15 protein-coding genes and 1 pseudogene are annotated in these 18142 nt (G+C 72.0%); 9 read left to right on the plus strand and 7 right to left on the minus strand.

What is annotated here, in order from left to right; genetic code table 11:
- Positions 1-3 precede the first annotated feature (3 nt).
- From FS770_RS08185 to FS770_RS08205, 5 genes are read left to right on the plus strand one after another with little or no spacing between them, the layout of a single operon-like run.
- Entirely contained in the window at positions 4-255 is a 252-nt protein-coding gene (locus FS770_RS08185) for an acyl carrier protein (protein WP_094393431.1), read from the plus strand.
- Positions 248-1453 (plus strand): acyl-CoA dehydrogenase family protein, encoded by a 1206-nt coding sequence (locus FS770_RS08190; RefSeq protein ID WP_145011060.1) that lies wholly within the window; start codon positions 248-250, stop codon positions 1451-1453. The genes FS770_RS08185 and FS770_RS08190 overlap by 8 nt, the downstream gene beginning before the upstream one ends.
- Positions 1450-2391, plus strand: coding sequence for a class-II aminoacyl-tRNA synthetase family protein (locus tag FS770_RS08195; protein WP_145011063.1), 942 nt, complete (start codon positions 1450-1452; stop codon positions 2389-2391). The genes FS770_RS08190 and FS770_RS08195 overlap by 4 nt, the downstream gene beginning before the upstream one ends.
- A complete protein-coding gene (locus FS770_RS08200; protein ID WP_145011066.1) occupies positions 2388-3476 on the plus strand; it encodes a DUF1839 family protein in 1089 nt (362 codons plus the stop codon). Before FS770_RS08195 ends, FS770_RS08200 begins: the two co-directional genes overlap by 4 nt.
- Positions 3473-6478: a glycoside hydrolase family 2 protein gene (locus FS770_RS08205; RefSeq protein WP_425323830.1), complete on the plus strand. Its 3006-nt coding sequence runs from the start codon at positions 3473-3475 to the stop codon at positions 6476-6478. Before FS770_RS08200 ends, FS770_RS08205 begins: the two co-directional genes overlap by 4 nt.
- A gap of 72 nt (positions 6479-6550) precedes the next feature.
- Here FS770_RS08205 and FS770_RS08210 read toward each other — a convergent pair whose 3' ends face one another.
- Both FS770_RS08210 and FS770_RS14080 read right to left on the minus strand, forming a co-directional pair.
- The gene (locus FS770_RS08210) at positions 6551-8314 is read right to left on the minus strand and encodes an alpha/beta hydrolase (protein WP_244944830.1); all 1764 of its coding nucleotides are present in this window, start codon (positions 8312-8314) and stop codon (positions 6551-6553) included.
- Positions 8315-8911: 597 nt separating this feature from the next.
- A complete protein-coding gene (locus FS770_RS14080; RefSeq protein ID WP_244944831.1) occupies positions 8912-9907 on the minus strand; it encodes a hypothetical protein in 996 nt (331 codons plus the stop codon).
- 123 nt (positions 9908-10030) lie between these two features.
- Here FS770_RS14080 and rlmC point away from each other — a divergent pair, with 123 nt between their 5' ends.
- A complete protein-coding gene (gene rlmC, locus FS770_RS08220) occupies positions 10031-11167 on the plus strand; it encodes a 23S rRNA (uracil(747)-C(5))-methyltransferase RlmC (protein WP_144943175.1) in 1137 nt (378 codons plus the stop codon).
- A gap of 30 nt (positions 11168-11197) precedes the next feature.
- On the opposite strand, the gene FS770_RS08225 is transcribed toward rlmC, so the two are convergent.
- A complete protein-coding gene (locus FS770_RS08225) occupies positions 11198-11737 on the minus strand; it encodes a gluconokinase (RefSeq protein WP_145011072.1) in 540 nt (179 codons plus the stop codon).
- Positions 11738-11944: 207 nt separating this feature from the next.
- Here FS770_RS08225 and FS770_RS08230 point away from each other — a divergent pair, with 207 nt between their 5' ends.
- Positions 11945-12700, plus strand: a complete 756-nt coding sequence (locus tag FS770_RS08230; protein WP_145011075.1) for a rhomboid-like protein — start codon at positions 11945-11947, stop codon at positions 12698-12700.
- 82 nt (positions 12701-12782) lie between these two features.
- Complete coding sequence (locus FS770_RS08235) at positions 12783-14009, plus strand: MFS transporter (protein ID WP_145011078.1); 1227 nt, start codon at positions 12783-12785, stop codon at positions 14007-14009.
- A gap of 269 nt (positions 14010-14278) precedes the next feature.
- Here FS770_RS08235 and FS770_RS14300 read toward each other — a convergent pair whose 3' ends face one another.
- The 4 genes and pseudogenes from FS770_RS14300 to FS770_RS08250 form a co-directional block, all read right to left on the minus strand.
- Entirely contained in the window at positions 14279-14956 is a 678-nt protein-coding gene (locus tag FS770_RS14300) for an MFS transporter (protein ID WP_425323831.1), read from the minus strand.
- A 73-nt stretch (positions 14957-15029) separates the two neighbouring features.
- Positions 15030-15719, minus strand: a pseudogene (locus FS770_RS14305) (MFS transporter); the annotation flags it as partial.
- 156 nt (positions 15720-15875) lie between these two features.
- A complete protein-coding gene (locus FS770_RS08245; RefSeq protein ID WP_145011081.1) occupies positions 15876-16625 on the minus strand; it encodes a sulfite exporter TauE/SafE family protein in 750 nt (249 codons plus the stop codon).
- A 142-nt stretch (positions 16626-16767) separates the two neighbouring features.
- The gene (locus tag FS770_RS08250) at positions 16768-17379 is read right to left on the minus strand and encodes a hypothetical protein (RefSeq protein WP_145011084.1); all 612 of its coding nucleotides are present in this window, start codon (positions 17377-17379) and stop codon (positions 16768-16770) included.
- Positions 17380-17518: 139 nt separating this feature from the next.
- Here FS770_RS08250 and FS770_RS08255 point away from each other — a divergent pair, with 139 nt between their 5' ends.
- On the plus strand, positions 17519-18127 hold the full coding sequence (locus tag FS770_RS08255) for a class I SAM-dependent methyltransferase (protein ID WP_145011087.1): 609 nt from the start codon (positions 17519-17521) through the stop codon (positions 18125-18127).
- Positions 18128-18142 lie beyond the last annotated feature (15 nt).

Consider the following 18142-nt stretch of genomic DNA (forward strand, 5'->3'; position numbering starts at 1 on the left):
CCCATGGACTCCACCATCGAAGCGACCGTCCGATCCGTGCTCAGCGAGCAGGGCAAGCTCTCCGAGGACGCGCAGAGCATTGCCGTGGACGCGGACCTCTACCGCGCCGGCATGACGTCCCACGCTTCCGTGAACGTGATGCTGGGCCTGGAGGACGAGTTCGACATCGAGTTCCCGGAGGAGCGCCTGACCAAGGCGACCTTCACGTCCGTCGCGTCCATCACCGAGGCCGTGGAAGCGATCCACCATGACTGAGAACAGCGTCCTGACAGAGCAGCCGCGCACCCGTGCGGAGCACCCGGACCGGGCGGCGAGCACCGCCGCCCGCGCGGAGGCCGTGGCCAGGGTGGCCCGCGAGTACGCGGACACCGTGGACGGCGAGTCCCGCTTCCCCCGGGAGACGATCGACGAGGCCCGCGCCCAGGGCCTGCTGGCCGCCCCCATGACGGAGGCGGACGGCGGGCTGGACTACAGCATCACGGAACTGTGCCGGCTGCTGGAGCGGGTGGGGCGCGAGTGCACCTCCTCCGCGATGATCCTGGCCATGCACTACTCGCAGGCACTGTGCCTCACCCGCCACGCGGACACCGAGTGGCTGCGGGAGTTCACCCGCAAGGTGGCGTCCGAGGGGCTGCTGCTGGCCTCCGCGACCACCGAGGTCAACATCGGCGGCGACACCCGCACCTCCACGTGCGCCGTGCGCCCCGCCGGTGACGGCCGGGTGGCGCTGCACAAGACCTGCCCCGTGATCTCCTACGGCGCGTACGCGGACGCGATCCTCGTGACCGCGCGCCGCAACGAGGACGCGGCGTCGAGCGACCAGGTGGTGCTCGTGGTCGAGGCGGCGGACCTGCAGCTGGAGCGCCAGCGCGGCTGGGACGCCCTGGGCATGCGCGGCACCTGCTCGGAGTCCTTCGAGCTGGACGCCACCACGAGCGAGGACGCCATGTTCCGGGTCCCGTTCGAGACCATCTCCGCGCGGACCATGCTCCCGGGCGCCCACTGCCTGTGGGCCTCCGCGTGGCTCGGGATGGCCACCCAGGCCGGGCTCACCGCCCGCTCCGTGGTGCAGAAGGCCGCCCGCAAGACCCCGGGCACGCCTCCGCCGTCCGCGCTGCGGCTGGCGGAGCTGGAGGTGCAGCTGCAGTCCATGACGGACGTGGTGCGCTCCTCCGTGGCCCGCTACGAGGCCGCCTACGAGGACCCCGAGACCTGCGAGTCCATGCAGTTCGCGATCGCCATGAACACGCTGAAGGTCAACGGGGCCGAGGCCGTGCGCCAGATCGTGGGCGATGCCCTGGTGATCGTGGGGATCTCCGGGTTCGCCAACCGCTCTCCCGTGAGCCTGGCACGGCTCTACCGGGACAGCATCGGCCCGTCCGTCATGGTCAACAACGACCGCATTCTGCTCCACACCGCCACCATGCAACTCGTCTCGAGGGGACAGCGATGACCACCACCGACATCGAGCAGGACCTCACCCGTCAGCAGGACACGTTCCGCGAGGGGCTCGAGGCCAACGACTGGCTGCTGCCCACGCTGGGCGACGGTGTGACCGGGCTGGGCCCGCAGGCCGAGGACGTGGTGCAGGGCATCGCGTCGGCCGCCCGCGGGATCGCCGCGCGGCTCTCGCCCGAGGCGGGCACGCGCCGGCTGCGCTTCCCACCCGTCAACGGCACCCGGCTGCTGGAGCGCACCGACTACGTGGCCTCGTTCCCGCAGCTGCTGGGCACGATCGCCGCGTTCGAGGGCGACAACAAGGCCCACCGCCAGCTGCTGGCCACCTACGAGGAGCAGGGCGACTGGTCCGCGCAGCTCACCCCGGCCGGCCACGCGCTGGTCCCGGCGGTCTGCCACCCGCTCTACGCCTACCTCGAGGGCTCGCAGGTGGACGGCACGGTCTTCGAGCTCGTGGGCGAGTGCTACCGCCACGAGCCCAGCCCGGACCCCATGCGCTTCGTGACCTTCCGGATGTTCGAGGCCGTGCGCATCGGCACCCCCGCGGAGGCCGCCGAGCACCGTGAGAAGTGGCTCGCCGCGGGCACCGAGCTGCTCACCAACCTGGGCCTGGAGGTCCAGGCGGACACCGCCAACGACCCGTTCTTCGGCCGCGCGGGCAAGCTGCTCAGCGCGGGCCAGCGCGAGGCGCAGCTGAAGTTCGAGATCCTCACGGAGGTCTACCCGGGCCACCCCACGGCCATCGCCTCCGCGAACCTGCACGAGGACCACTTCGGCGAGGCCTTCGACCTGCGCACCGCCGACGATGCCGTGGCCCACTCCGCGTGCTTCGGCTTCGGCCTGGAGCGCGTGGCCCTGGCGCTCGCCGCCAAGCACGGCTTCGACGTCGCCGCGTGGCCCGCCTCCGTGCGCCAGGAGCTGGGTCTGTCATGACCGCCGTCGCCGAGAGCACCGGTGCCGCCGCGGCCGTCGAGGCCCCGTTCGGGACCGAGGTCCTCGCGGTGCGGGGGTGCGAGTCGCTCTCCGCGGCGACCGCGCCCCGGTCCGTGCTGCACGATCCCGCAGAGCCGTGGTCTCCCACGAACTGCTACATGGACGTGTGGATCGGGCTCACCGCCGCCCTCGGTCTGGACCCGGTGCCCATGCTGGGCGCCGCGTTCAGTGCGGACTTCCTGGGGGACCAGTGGGAGTTCCTGAAACCACGCCAGGAGGACCTCGAGGTGCTCTACGGCCTGGCGGTGGGGGAGTACGACACGTGGCGGCCCCTGGGCGAGCACCTGCAGCTGGCCATGTCCCGCGGGGACGCCCTGATCGTGGAGGTGGACGCATTCCACCTCCCGGACACCGAGGGCGTCTCCTATGGGCTGGAGCACACCAAGACGTCGATCGTCCCGCTGCGGCTGGACCCGGCGGCGGGGGAGCTGCTCTACCTGCACAACGACGGCGTGCACGTGCTGCGCGGGGAGGACCTGGAGAACACCCTGGGTCCGGGCGCGCGCAGCGGCCGGGTGCCGTACCCCTACGTGGAGCTCGTGCGCGTGGCGGGGGTGCGGCGGCTGGAGGCCCAGCAGCTGTGGCAGCACACGGTGGAGCTGGTGCGGGACCACCTGCGCCGCGCGCCGGGATCCTCCGCCGGGTCGCAGGGCCCCGCGGAGCGGCTCGTCACCGCCATCCGGGAGCACCTGCCGGTGCTGGCCGAGCGCGGCATGGACTACTTCCACCTGTACTCGTTCGCGACCACGCGCCAGGCGGGGCTCACCGCAGGGCTGGCCGCGCACGCGTGCCGGTACCTCGCCGCGGGCGCCGCCCGGTGGCCCAGCGACCTGGACGCCGAGCTCCTGATCGAGGCGGCCGAGGCGTTCGACGCCGCGGCCGGGGCGGCCAAGACCCTGCAGTTCCAGCTCGCGCGCGCCGCGCGGGGTCGGACTGCGCGCGTAGACACGTCCGCGGACGCGTTCGTGGCGGGGCACACCGCCGGTATGGTCGCGGTGCGGGACGCGCTGGGCCTCGGGGAGTGACGGGCTTGAGCGGTGCCGACGTGCTGGAGCGCGCCACCTGGATCCTGTGCCGTTCCGATCCCACGCAGGGTCCGGGCGACACCCTGGCCCTCGGCATCCCCGCGCGCGTTCCCGGAACAGTCTCCGGGGCACTGCGCGACGCCCTGGGTGAGGAGGCCGTGGACGCCGTCCTCGCGGCGGACGGCCCCGAGACCTTCTGGGAGTACCGCACGCGGGTCACCACCGTGGGTGGGCCCCACCTGTTCGTCTCCACGGGCGTGGCCACCGTCTCCGAGCTGATGGTTGACGGGGAGACCGTGCACGCGTGCGACAGCGCCTTCGCGCCGTGGGACGTCACCGTCACCCTGCCGCCGGGGGAGTGCGAGATCGCCCTGCGCGTCCTGCCCCTGTCCAGCGTGGCCGTGCCGCGCAAGCCGCGCGCCCGCTGGCTCTCCCCGCTGGTCTCCGACCGATCCCTGCGCTGGCGCCGCACGCCGCTCGTCGGGGCCATCGACTGGCCCGGCGCTCGCCCCGTCGTGGGGCCCTGGGGCGGGCTCGCCGCCACGCCGGTCACCTCGTCTCCTGACGGCGCCACGCATTCCCCGTCCGCCTCTCGGAGAGATTCCTCGCCCCTTCTTGTGCCCTCTTCTCCCGCTGCCCTCCCGCCCGTTTCCCCGGACGACGACGACGCCGCCGCGGCCCCCGCCCGTTCCCGCCCTCTCCCACCGTCCGCGGTGCGCGCCCGGGTCACCCAGGACGTCCACGGGGTGGTGGCCGTGGACCTCGCCGAGATCGCCGTCGGAGCCGAGGGCTGCCGGGTGCTTGTCGAACCGCTCCGGCCCGCAGAGGACGATCCCCCCGCTCAGCGCGTGACCGCGTCGGAAGGCGGCGCCGTCGAGCGTGTCGTGAGCGCCGCGGAGCTCGCGGCCGCCGGAACCACAACCGTCGAGGTCCCCGTGGCCGACCCCCTCCTGTGGTGGCCCCACGGGATGGGTGCCCAGCAGCTGTACTGCGTGCGCGTGCGGGCCGGGGACGAGGAACTGCACGCCCGCGTGGGGTTCCGCACCGTGATTGCAGAGCCCAGGGACGCGACCCACCGCGGGCTGGCGCTGCGCGTGAACGGCGTGCCCGTGTTCGCGCGCGGGACCGTGTGGACGGGGGCGGACCCGTACGAGGTCGCCGCCGACCCCTGCCGCATCCGCCGGATGCTCCGCAGGCTGCGGGACGCTGGCGCCACCATGGTGCGCATCCCCGGCACGAGCTGCTACGAGACCGAGGACTTCCACCGCGCGTGCGACGAGCTGGGGCTCATGGTGTGGCAGGACGTTGATCTCGGGCCTCTGGATCCGCCCGACGACCCCGCCTGGCGGGCCGGACTGCGCCACGAGGTACGGGCGCTCGCCGCGCGCCTCGCCGGGCACCCCTCCACCGTGGTGATCTCCGGAGGCACGGAGGTCATCCAGGCCCCGGTGCTGGCCGGGCGACCCGCCGAGCAGTGGACTCCGGACGTGCTCCTGCGGGACATCCCGGCCACCGTCGCGGAGGCGGGATCGGACGCGGTGGTCGTCCCCTCGTCCCCGTGCTCCGACGCCCACCTCGACGTCGCGCAGGCCGTGGTCGAGCGGGTGCGGGCCGTTCTGGCGCTGCCCCGCGGGGTTTGCGACGAGAACGGGGGCCCGAGCGGGGACGCGCACGACTCGTTCGTCCCGCCCACCCCTGCCACCCCTGCCGCCCCGGCCGTGCCGCAGGGCTCTCCCGTGGATGCCGCGGACGGCGTGTGCCACTACTTCGGGGTGGGCGCCTACGGGCGTTCGCTCGAGGACACCGTGACGCGCGGTGTGCGCTTCGCCGCGGAGTCGCTCGCGTTCGCGGTGCCGCCGGAGCCTGCCGTGGTGCGGGCGCAGTTCGGCACGGACGCCCCGCTGGACGGCGAGGAAACCGAGGCCGCGTGGCGCGCGGGCCTCGCGCACGATCCCGGCGCCGACTGGACCTTCGCGGACACCACCAGCACGTACGTGCACCGGCTCTTCCTGGACCGGGACAGTGATCCGGACGCCAGCCTCGCCGTACCCGCGCGCCCGGTCCCCGAGGACTCGATCCGCGGCCACGCGCGGCGCCTGGAGCTCGAGCGGGCCACCCTGGCCCACGTCTTCCAGCGCACATTCGCTCAGTGGCGCTCCTCGGACTCGCCGTGCCGCGGAGCGCTCGTGCTCTCGGCGGCGTCCACCGCACCGGGCGCCGGATGGGGCGTCCTGGACGTCACCGGCCGCCCGACGGCCGCGTGGTACGGCATGCGCCGGGCCTGCGCGCCGGTGGCGGTCTCGTTCGTGCCCGCGGGCGGGGACGGGCTGCCCGTGCACGTGTGGAACGACCGGGCGCGGACGCTGGAGGCAACCCTGCGGCTGACCGTGGCGACCGTGCGCGGGGGCAGCCAGCCCGCCGTCGACGTTCCCGTGACGGTCCCGGCCCACGGGGAGACGGTGGTGCGCGCGGACCTCGCGGACGGCACGTTCCGGGACCTCGACAACGCCTACGGCTTCGGGGACCGGGAGTACGACGCCGTGTCCGCCGTTCTTCTTGACTCCCACGGTCGCGTGCTGGCACGGGACGCGCACCTCAGCGGTGGACCCCGCCGCAACGACGCCGCGGACCCCGGACTGAGCGCACGGTGGGTGCGCACGGGGTCTGACGGATGGGGTGTGGCTGTCACGGCCGAGGGGCTCGCCCGCTTCCTCGCACTGGACCTGCCCGTTCGGGCGGGAGGGGCGGGTGCCGCGAGAACGGCCCCAGGGACGGGTGCAGTGACGGACCAGCCAGCCGTGGACAGAGTCGACACGGGGACGACAGCGGTGACGGCGGACGCGTGGCAAGAGCGGGACCCGGTGGCCGAGGACGGCTACGTGCACGTGCTGCCCGGCGAGATCGTGGTGCTGCCCGTGGGCGGCGAGGTCACCGGGTCAGTTCGCGCGGCGACGCGCGTGCGAGCCCTCGGCACTGACCCGGTGGCCGTCAGCGAGAACTGAGCCGGTCCCGGCTCCTGTGGCGGTTGAACAACTCTGCCGCGGGAACCGGGACCGTGCCCGTGAGTGCCGTTTTCAGTGCGAGACGCCGGAGGTGGCCGCCAGCTGCTCCACCGTGAACTGCGCCATGGCGCGGCGGGCGGCGGTGGAGAACATGGAGTGGTCCAGAGAGTCCACCACCACCACGGCCGAGCGCGGGCCGATCCGCCCGGTCTCGGCACCGCAGAACTCGGCGTCCAGCGTGCCGAAGACCGCGTTCACCGTGAGACCCGGGACGCGCTCCAGGCGGCGCAGCTCAGGCTGCGGGACGTCGATGATCCCGAGGGTCGCCGCGAGGGAGTTCACTCGGGGGGACGCCGCGTGCGCCTTCGCGCGGGTGCCGCGGACCACCGTGCGCGCCACGTTGCCGACCTGGGTGGTCAGGGTCCGGCGCAGGGAGCCGAGGGCAGAGGCGTCCGGTGCGGCGGCGTCGGCGGAGGACGCGGCAGGGACGGCGTCCGCGGTGGGGTCCTCACCCGGCACACGCGGGGCGAGCGGGCCCTCCGTGAGGCCCTGGCGCCAGTAGCGCCACGGCTGACGCTGCCACGCCACGTTGTTGATCACGTCCAGGGTGGTGCGGGCGCTGATCTGCGCGGGGAGCTCACGCGCGGCGGCCATCAGGCCCCACGCGCCCAGGCAGATCCCGGCGGCGGTCACGGGGCCGTCCGTGAGGGAGGCCACGTGCAGGATGAGCTCCCGACACTCGGCCACCGTGCGGCGGTCGTAGGGATTTGGGTTGCGGGAACGATCCGAGCGGACCAGCTCCCCGGTGTCCGTTCGCTCGGCGAGCAGGCACACGGCCCCGCGGGAGGACGCCAGCAGCGCGGTGTTCAGCCACAGTCCACCCGCCGCCTCCATGACGTCCGAGCCGGGGGAGACCAGGCCGAGCCCGGGCGCGTCCGCGGCGCGCTCCAGCGGCTCGGTGACGATCCCCGGACGCCGGTCCGCGCCGACCGTGGTCCGGCGCAGCCGCACGGTGGTGCCGTCCATCTCCACAGTGGCCTGCTGCGCGGGCTCCGGCGCAGTGGTGCCCTCGTTGTGGGCGGGTGCGTGCTCGGACAGGGCAGCGACGACGGCGCCCGTCACGCCGGGCGGCACGGTGGCCACCCGCGGGTGGACGTTGAGCGGGAGGGGGCCGGTCTCCTCCTCGCCCAGGATGCTGATGCCCCGCGCCGGGTCCGCCGCGGGAGCGGGGACGGTCTTGACGGCCGCGGCTCCCTCCGCCGTGAGGTGCAGGTCGAGTAGCTCGGTGCCCCCCGCAACGCGCGGGGGCAGGCTCTGCCCGGCCATGCGGCGCAGCGCGCTCTGGTGGCGCAGCCACTGCTTGCCGGACACCGGCGCCATCACCACGCGCTGCGCCCAGCCCTCGTCATCGTCCGCCGCCAGGTAGGCGCCGGCCACGCCGATGCCCACACCGTGGACCGGTTGGCCCTGGCCCGCCCAGTCGCGCACCGCGGTCAGGTCCTCGGACCAGTGCTGTGCGTCCGTCACGTCCTTGGAGGCGGGGCTCTGCCCGGTGCCGGACCAGTCGAAGCGCACCACGCACCAGCCGTCCGCGGCCAGGGCGCGCGCGGTGTGCAGGACCGTGCGGGTCAGCGTGACGCGCTCACGCCCGGGAGGGGCGGCTAGCACGATGCTCGCGCCACGCGCCGGCGCGGCGGGCTCGTGGACGTCGACCGCGAGCAGACGGTCCCCCGCGGGGATCCAGCCGTGGCTCACGGATGTCTCGACGACGGCTGCCCCGTCCGTCCCCGAGCCGTGCACGGGCCGCAGGGCGCGGCCGAGACCTGAAAGCGTCAACAATGGTTTCTCCCCCGTGATCGTGGTGCGTCGAGACCCCGCCGTCGGTGACCCCTCACCGATCTCCCCCGGGGCCGTGAAAACTCGCTCCCGACAGCACATTTCTGTCCTCATCCTAGCGGCCGGGGGCGAGCCGGGGCCGCCCTGTCCTCGCCCCCACTTTGGTGTGCACCCGCACAGGGTGCCCTCGGACCCCGCCTGCGGGTACCTCTCGGGGAGCCCTTCCACGGGTCCCGTTCTCGTGCCCGAGCCGGCGGGTGGCATCGCCGAGTGACCGCCCCTCGTGTGTGCGGCAGTCACCTGGGGTGTCTCCCATGAGTTTGCTGATTGACGCGCGATTGTGGGCGTGTGGCTGCTGCTGTTGCTTCTCCAACTCGTCGTCTGGCAGATGCGCAGTGGGCGCTGATCGGCCCGTTGCTGGCGTCGAACACGGGGCGGCGAGGGCATCCGTTCCGTGACGATCGCCGGGGCCGTCGATAGGAGGAGTCGGCATCCACCATCTGATCCACGACACGGCCGCGCTGCCCCACCCCGGGCGGAGAGCGGCGACCTCGAAGGGCCCGGAGGAGCACGACGTTCCTCCGGGCCCTTCCCGTCTCACCGCACGTCGATCCCGAAGACGCGCTTGACCGCGGTGACCACGTGGCGGCCGTAGCGCTGGGACGAGGGCGTGGAGGAGAACGGCAGGAACCGGCCGGGGGCGTCCGGGTGGGTGATCTTCCCGTGGGTGGGCCCGGAAGTGGTGACCTCGAAGCCCGCGCCGCGCAGCCGCTCGAGCAGCTCCCGACGGTTCGTGGGGTAGCGGGTGCCCCCGCCGCCCGGCTTCGCGCCGGTGCGTTCGAGGGAGTCGGCGGTATCCGCCCAGGTCTCGTCCGGGCGCCGGGCGATCGCCCAGCCGCTGCGGTAGATCCCCACCACGCGGTGCTCCGCGCGCATCACCTGCACGCACAGCTGCCCGCGCACGTAGTAGTCGGTGCGTCCCAGGTCCGCGGTCCACGTGTCCTCGGGCTGGGCCACCACAGCCCGCAGCGCCTGCTCGCTGACGTCCCAGACTCCCTGCGCGTGGACCCCCTCGGCGGGGACGTCCAGTGCGGACGGTTCCGTGGTGGCCGAGTCCACGGTGTAGAACGCGTTCTCGGGTGTGCCGGTCTCCGGGGCCATCCCCGCCCGCAGCCGTTCCACGAACCGGGCAAGCTGCGGGTCCACGGTGAGCTGCGGGGTCGTCGTCCCGTCCGCGTTTCCTGCGGTCTCCGTCCGGTCGGCGCCCGCAGAAGGCACGGACCGTGGGCCCGGCCCCGGTTTCGGGGTTCCACCCGGCGCCCTGCGGTCAGCCGGGGGCTGCCCACCGGAGGATGCGGGCGGCGTCGTGCGCGCACCCTTCGGCCGGGGCCCACCCGCGGGCGGGGATGGTCTGCGCGCGCCACCGGGGACCTGCCCACCGCTGGACGACGACGTCGGCTCCGCACCGCCCGCGCCTTGCTCACCGGCAGCGGCGGGGGACGGGCGCCACGACGTGTAGTCCACCGGGCGCACGCTGCGGGCGGGGTCCGTGCGGCCGCGCATCACGGCGGGGGTGGGGCGCGGGGTGCTCATGGTGATTGTCCTGTGCTGGGAGAGGGGGCTGGAGGTCCATGTCACCGTGCCACGATCCCGGGGCGAATGCCAGGCGCGGGCGGCGTCCCGGTCCCACCGGCACTGCGCCGTACACTCGGGCGGATGGAGTGCGGATACTACAACCGGGACCTGTGCCACTCGTGCACCGCGATCGAGGTGGCCTACGGGCGGCAGCTGGAGCGCAAGCAGGAGCTGGTCCGGGGGCTGGTGGACCCGCTCGGGAGCCCACGCTGGCTGGCGCCGGTGGCGTCCGCGGAGGCGGGGTTCCGCAACAAGGCCAAGATGGTCGTCGCGGGGGAGGTGGGCGCGCCCACCCTCGGAATCCTGGACGGCACCCGCGGCACGGACCTTCGGGACTGCCCGCTGTACCCCGCACCGGTCACCCGCGCCCTGCACGCGCTCGGGGAGTTCATCTCGCGGGTGCGGCTGCTGCCCTACGACGTCGCCAAGCGGCGCGGCGAGCTCAAGCACGTGGTGGTCACCGGCAGCCCCGAGGGGCGGCTCATGGTGCGCTTCATGCTGCGCAGCACCCGCCAGCTGCCCAAGATCCGCGAGAACATGGACCTGCTGCACGAGCTCGTGCCCGCGGCGGACGTCGTCTCCGTGAACCTGCAGCCGGAGCACAAGGCCGTGATCGAGGGACCCGAGGAGATCCTGCTGACCGAGCGGTCCGAACTGGTCATGACGGTCAACGGGATCGGCCTGCGGGTGCGCCCGCGCTCCTTCTTCCAGACCAACACCGCGGTCACGGAGCGGCTCTACGCCCAGGTGGCCGAGTGGGTCAGCGCTGCGGATCCCGTGAGCGTGTGGGACCTCTACTGCGGGGTGGGCGGATTCGCCCTGCACGTGGCGGACCCCGCCCGCGAGGTGGTGGGCACCGAGATCTCCCCGGAGGCCGTGGCCTCCGCCCGGGACACAGCCCGCGCCATGGGACTGCCGGAGGCCGGCCCCGGCTCCGTTCGCTTCCTTGCCGACGACGCCGCCGCGACACCCGCGGACCTGCCCGGCACCCCGGAGCTCGCGATCGTGAACCCGCCGCGCCGCGGTCTGGACGCCTCCCTGTGCGCGTGGTTGGAAGGGTCCGCCGTGGGCCACGCCGTCTACTCGTCCTGCAACGCGAAGACCCTGGCGAGGGACCTGCGGCGGATGCCGTCCCTGCGGCCCGTGGAGGCCAGGCTGCTGGACATGTTCCCCCACACCGGCCACTACGAGGCCGCAGTGCTGCTGCGGCGCGGGTGAAGCCCGGGCGTCACACTGGCTGCCGGGCGCTCAGCTGCGCGCGGTCACGAGCTCGCGCAGGTGCACCACGGCCTCGCGCACCATCTCCGCCACCGGCTGGTTGATGTCAAGCACGTAGCCGTCCTCGTCCCCGGCGAGCGGTTCCAGCGTGTCGATCTGCGACTGCAGCAGCGCGGCGGGCATGAAGTGGCCGCTGCGGCCCTCGATGCGCCGGGTCAGCACCTCCAGCGAACCGCTCAGGTGCAGGAACAGCGCGGCGGGAGCCTGGGAGCGGATCTGGTCCCGGTACATGCCCTTCAGCGCGGAGCACGCCACCACGAGACCGTCCCCGCGCTCACCGTGGTCATGCAGGGTGCGACCCACGATCTCGAGCCAGGGCGCGCGGTCGTCGTCGTCCAGCGGCGTGCCGGAGGCCATCTTCTCCACGTTTGCGATGGGGTGCAGGCTGTCCCCGTCGATGAACTCCACCTGGAGCTCGTGGGCCACGAGCGTGCCGATGGTGGTCTTGCCCGAACCGGAGACCCCCATGACCACCACGAGCGGGGCGGGTGCCGGAGCCGCGGCGCTCATGCGGCAGCCTCCGGGGAGAACTCGGGGCACGACGTCGTGACCGGGGTGCGGGCCCTGCGGAGCGACGCGTCGGCGACGGTCGCGGTGCGGGTGGTCTTCATGGGTTTCCTTCCTGCGGTGGACGAACGGTCCGGGGATCACCATGCCACTTTCGCCCGACGCGCGCTCGGATGCGGTGCCAGGGTCCGGCGGGCGCATACTTTCCCAGTGATCACTCTGCTGCTGCTCCTGCTGCTCGTGGCGTTCAGCTACGCCGTGGAGCACTCGTGGCCGTGCTTCCGCCGGATCGGGGCCTGGTGGCTGCGGTGGGGTGAGCCCGTCAAGGACTGGATCCGGCGCGCCCCGCTGACCTACCTCTACCTGGTGCTGCTCACGTTCACCACGTGGCTTCTCGCCAACGCGGATCCCCGGGTGCGCACGATGTTCCTCGCCGAGCAGTCCACCAACCTGCACGAGCTGAGCACCGACCCCGTGACCGTCCTGGTGCGCAGCGCCATGTACGTCTCGCCCCTCGAGCTGCTCATCTGGTGGGTGGGTTTCAGCCTGGTAGTGGCACCCCTGGAGCACCGCTTCGGGTGGCAGCGCGTGCTCACCGGGTTCGTCATCGGGCACGTGGGGGCCACCGTGGCGGTGGCCTGGCTGCAGGTGACGCTCCTCCGGGCCGCCGAGCTCTCCGTCCCGTCACCCGTGCTGATCGACGTGGGCGCGAGCTACGGGTTCTGCGCGCTCGCCGCACTGGCCACGTACCGGGGAAGCCGGCGACGGCGTGTGCTCTGGGCCGCGGGGCTGGTGGCGCTGCTCACCGTGGGACTCGTTCTCGACCTGGACTGGTCCTCGATCGGGCACGCCGTGGCCACGTTGATCGGCTTCGCGGCGTTCCGCCTGGTGTGGCCCGCGGCGGCGGTGCACCACGAGGCGCGGGTGCGCGCGCGGCGGATCTACCAGGAGCAGATGGGGCGCTGAGCACCCGCACCAAGTTACTCACCGGTTTGGGACCTGTCTCTCTCGTCCTCTAGCATGAGCGCGTCGACGAGGGGATGGTGTCATGAGGTTGAAACCCTGGATGCGGGTCAGTTCCGCACTGCTGGCCGTGGCGTGGGGCGGCAACGAGTTCACCCCCCTGCTGGTCATGTACCGCACAGTGGAGGGCTACCAGCAGGTGGCCGTGGACATGCTGCTGGCGGCATACGTCCTGGGCATCGTGCCCGCGCTGCTGATCGGAGGTCCGCTCTCGGACCGCCACGGCAGGCGCACGCTGATGATTCCGGCGCCCGTGCTCGCCATGGTGGGCAGCGTGCTGCTGGCCGTGGGCGCCGAGAGCCTGGTGCTGCTGTTCGTGGGCCGGATCTTCTCGGGACTCGCCCTGGGCCTCGGCATGGCCGTGGGCACCTCGTGGATCAAAGAGCTCTCGGAGCGTCCGCACGAGGCGCACCCCGAAAAGGTCTCCGGTGCCCGGAGAGCCTCGCTGTCCCTCACGGCCGGCTTCGCCCTCGGCGCGGCCGCGGCCGCGGCCCTCGCGCAGTTCGCACCGCTGCAGACCGTGCTGCCGTACGTCATCAACCTTGTGATCTGCGTGCCATCGGTCATCCTGGTGGCCGGTGCGCCGGAGACGCGCCGCGCCACCGCCCCGCAGGGGTCCCTGCTCTCCGACCTCAGGATCCCGGCCACCCGCCAGCACCGCTTCTGGTTCGTGGTGGCGCCCTCCGCGCCGTGGGTCTTCGGCTGCGCGGCCTCCGCGTACGCGATCCTGCCCGCGCTCATGGCGGACGTGGTGGGTCCGGGCTACCGCATCGCGTTCTCGGGTCTCATGTGCCTGGTGGGGCTTGGATTCGGGTTCTTCATCCAGCCCCTGGGCAAGCGCCTGGACCGGGACGGCTCCATCCGTTCGCTCGCCGTGGGCATGGGCGCGGTGATCCTCGGGATGCTCGCGGCCGGGATCGCCGCCGCGACCCTCAACCTGGCCGTGGTGCTGGTGGCCTCGGCGGTGCTGGGCTGCGGGTACGGACTCGTGCTGGTCTCCGGGCTGCAGGAGGTCCAGCGGATCGCGCGCCCGGACGACCTCGCCGGGCTCACAGCCGTGTTCTACTCCCTGACCTATGTGGGGTTCTTCGTCCCCATGGTCCTCGCCCTGGTCTCCCGGTTCACGAGCTACCCGTGGCTCTTCGTCTCCGGTGCCGTGATCGCCACCCTGTGCCTGGGGATCATGGCCTACGGGCGGCGCCACGAGGTCCGGGACCTGGACGCCCTCGAGGCCGCCGTGGTCACGCGGTAGCCGGTACAGCGCCGGCGGTCAGCGAGGCGCTCAGTGCCATGCTCAGCCAGCCCGCCAGGAAGATGGCGGGTTCCGAGCACGGCCACGGTGTCCCCGACGTGCCAGCTCCAGCCCCGGGCGGGCTCCTCGGCAACGACGCCGCCCGGTCGCAAACATGCCGAGGGCCGGGGCATGTGCCCCGGCCCTCGGACGGTGGCCCCGGCACCCCTCGCCCGGCTCCCACGGCGGCGCGGGATGGGCGGTGGGATCCAGGAGCGGATCCCGTCGCCCTACTTCGTGGTGCTGAGACCGCTGTGGTGGGCCATCAGCTTCTTCTCCCGCGGCAGCACGAACAGCAGCAGCACGATGGTCAGTACCACGGAGATCGTGAGCAGACCGTAGGTCGTGCTCCAACCGAACTCGTGGACCACCCAGCCGATGCCCGTGGAGGCCAGGGTGGCGCCGAAGACGTAGCCGAAGAGGCCCGTGAAGCCGGCGGCGGTGCCTGCCACGTTGCGCGCGGACATGTCCAGGGCCTGCAGACCGATGATCATGACCGGACCGTAGATGAAGGCGCCGATGAAGAACAGGAACACCATGAGCAGCCAGTACGGGGTGCCCACCGGGGCGAGCCAGTAGGCCACCAGGAACACGCCCACGCCCACCATGAAGGTGATGCCCGTCCAGCTGCGGTTGCCGCGGAAGACCTTGTCCGAGACCCAGCCGCAGGCCAGCGTGCCGAAGATGCCGGCGAGCTCGAACAGGGAGAAGCCCGCGATGCCCTGCGCCAGGGACATGCCGTGGTGCTCGGCCAGGTAGGTGGGCGCCCAGCTCAGCACGCCGTAGCGCAGCGAGTAGATGAACACATTTGCCAGTGCCAGGAACACCATGGTGGGGTTGAGCAGCACGTGCTTGACGACGATGCCCCAGTAGGAGGAGCCCTCCAGCTCGCTCGCGTCCGCCTCCACCTTGGCGGGGTCGTCGCGGTACTCCTCGATGGGGGGGAAGGCCCACGGCCTCGGGGCGGTCCCGGACCATGACGAACGCGAGCACGGCCACTACCAGGGCGCCGACCGCGGGGACCCAGAAGGCGGACTGCCAGGAGCCGCCGGTAATGGCGAGGCCCAGGGCCGCCAGCGCGCCCACGCCCATGCCGCCCACGTTGTGCGCAGTGTTCCAGATGGCCGTCTTCCACCCGCGCTCTTTCGTGGAGAACCAGTGCACGAGCACGCGCCCGCATGGGGGCCACCCCATGCCCTGCACCCAGCCGTTGAGGAACATCACCGTGGCGAACAGGGCCACTGAGGCGGAGACGGCGGGGACGAACGCCACCACCAGGTTGGCCACCGCGGACAGCGCCAGGCCAATCGGCAGGAAGTACCGGGCGTTGGAACGGTCCGAGATGGTTGCGGAGAAGAACTTGGAGAACCCATAGGCCAGCAGCACGGCGTTGCCGATGATGCCGATGCCCACCGTGTTGATGGTGCCCTGCTCCAGCAGCAGCGGTGCGATGAGCGAAATGTTGTTGCGGATCAGGTAGAAGCCCGCGTAGCCCAGGAAGATCCCGATGAACACCTGCAGTCGCAGCCGGGGATAGCGCCGCTGGACCTCGTCCTCGGGAAGGCGCGGGGCGGGCGACGGAGCGGCCATCCACCGCGTGAGCGGCGACATGGTCCTGGCAGTGGCGGTGTCCGCGACAGTGGTCTGCGGGCTGGAGGCGTCAGGGGGCATCCGGTCCAACTCTCGGGTGGTCGTGGGCCGTTCCGGGGCCCGGTGGGAAGAACGGCCATCGTACCCAGGTTTTTCACAGAAATGCCTTGCCTGTGGGCGGGATCGCGCGTGGGAGACGTGCGCGTCATGACGCGCATCCGCGGCGCGACGGGTGCTTCAGCCGAGGAGCAGGGTGGCCGCCCCACGGACCAGGACGACGACGCCGCCGGCGGCGGCGAGCGCCATCGCCAGTTTCTGAGCCGTCGCCTTCGAAAGGTGCTGGGCGAGCCAGGTCCCGGCGACGATGCCCGCGAGGACGGTGGCCACCAGCGCCGCGAGGGCGGCGAGGGCTGGGACAGGCAGCGTGAAGTGCACCCCGGCGGCGAGCTTGGACACGGTGGAGAGGATGCCCATGCTCATGAACACGGGCTGCATGGTGGCCGCAAAGCGCACCTGGTCCCAGCGCGTCACGCGCGAGTAGACGACCATGGCGGGTGCGGCGACACCCGCGGTGGCGTTGAAGAACCCGCCGATCAGACCGGCCGGGGCCACCGCGGCCCGGCGGGAGGCACGCGGGGTGGCGGGGGAGAAGCGGGTGATGGTCAGCGCCGCGAGCACCACGGCGCCCACCGCGACCTGCAGCCAGGCACTCGGCACCCAGCGCACCACGAGTGCGCCCGCCATGATGCCTGGCAGTGCGGAGGTCACCAGCACCGCCGCATGGCGCCACTCCACGAGCCGGCGCACCGAGAGCGTGATGAGGAACCCGGAGCATGTGGTCGCGGCGTTGGTGGCGAGCACGCCGGCGCCCGGACCCATGAGCAGGGACAGCACCGGGGCCACCACTAGCCCCACCCCGGTGCCGGAGACGCGCTGCAGCACCGTGCCCACGAGGACCGCGGCCAGCGCGGCGAGCAGGACGGTCATGGGGGCTCCTTCGTGAAGCGGGTTCCATGCCGCTGATGCAGCGAGCCACGGTTGTGCGAGATGGAGCGAATCCACTCATGATCTCAGGCAAGCTGCCCCGGCGCTCTGAGGGTGATGCCTACCTGGCCCCGCGGCTTCGGGATTAGATGTTCCACTCCCATGCCCCATCTAGCAAGGAAGGCCCGTAGATCAGGGTTCCCTTGGTGCTCGGAAGGTCCAGAACAATTTTCCCGTTGGCGCGTTCTGCTGGGCCCATCTCTCTGATCAGCTCCTTCGAGTCCAGGCAATTGAAGACCGGATTGGTCATGACAGAATTTGCCGTTTTCCCCTTGTCATCCACGAACTTCCAATCTGCGGGATTGAACATGAAGTCCTGGCCGTAGAGCGCCTCCTTGAAAGATTCGGCGGGTCCTGTCTCCGCCTCGACGTTCACGGTCACAAGATGCCCGTTCTCGGCAGGCATGGCCACGGGGCTGGTGCACTGGGTGTCCATGTCGACTGACTTCACGGTGAACTCAATGACGGGTTCGGATTCACCGTTCTGCCCTTCGACTGTGATGCCTGCGGACTCCCCAAACTTCTTCTGGAGGTTCCCGCGCTCGGACGTCGGCGAGGTCGCGTCGGCCTCGGCGGTGGAGGCGCCGGGCGAAACCTCAGCGGTGGTGGGTGAGGCATTGGAGCTGTTTGCTGCATTGCATCCAGCGAGGCAGAGCATCATCACGGGGGCAATGACGAGGTAGGACAGACGCTTCACGGGGGGCCTTTCGGGGTGACGAGGGGTGGCACAGACCGTGCACAGATCCAACAATAAATATGCATATGTAATTTCTTTGGGATCTACGCGTCGTGGCCTGCGACTGCCCTCATGTGGGTTCCCGGCCTACCCTGGCCCCATGGTGGAACAGAGCAAGTGGATGGCACAGGTGGAGCGCAACCCCGGGCACTCGCAGTGGTACGTGGAGCGGTTCCGGACGATGGCCGCTGAGGGGCAGGACATCGTGGGGGAGGCTCGGCTGGTGGACGCGATGCTGCCGCGCGGCGCCCGCGTCCTGGACGCCGGCTGCGGCCCGGGCAGGCTCGCCGGGTACCTGCATGGGGTGGGGCACCACGTCACCGGCGTGGACGTGGACCCCGCCCTGATCGCCGCAGCGAAGCGGGACCACCCCGGTCCGCGCTACGAGGTGGCCGACCTGGCAACCCTCCCGGACCTCGACCTCGGTGCGCCCTTCGACGCGATCGTGTGCGCGGGCAACGTGGTCACGTTCCTCGCCGAGAGCACCCGCCGGGACGTGGTGCGCGGTTTCCGCGCGCACCTGGCTCCGGAGGGTCGAGCGGTCGTGGGCTTCGGGACGGGCCGCGGCTACCCGGTGTCCGTGTTCTTCGACGACGCCGCCGCGGCCGGTCTCACCCCTGAGGTCACCCTGGGCAGCTGGGACCTGCGCCCGTGGCGCGAAGGCGGGGACTTCCTGGTGGCGGTGCTGGGAGTGTCCAGAACAGCATGAAAGAGAGCGTTCCCT

This window comes from Kocuria salsicia, from assembly GCF_007681555.1.
Taxonomy (GTDB): domain Bacteria; phylum Actinomycetota; class Actinomycetes; order Actinomycetales; family Micrococcaceae; genus Kocuria; species Kocuria salsicia.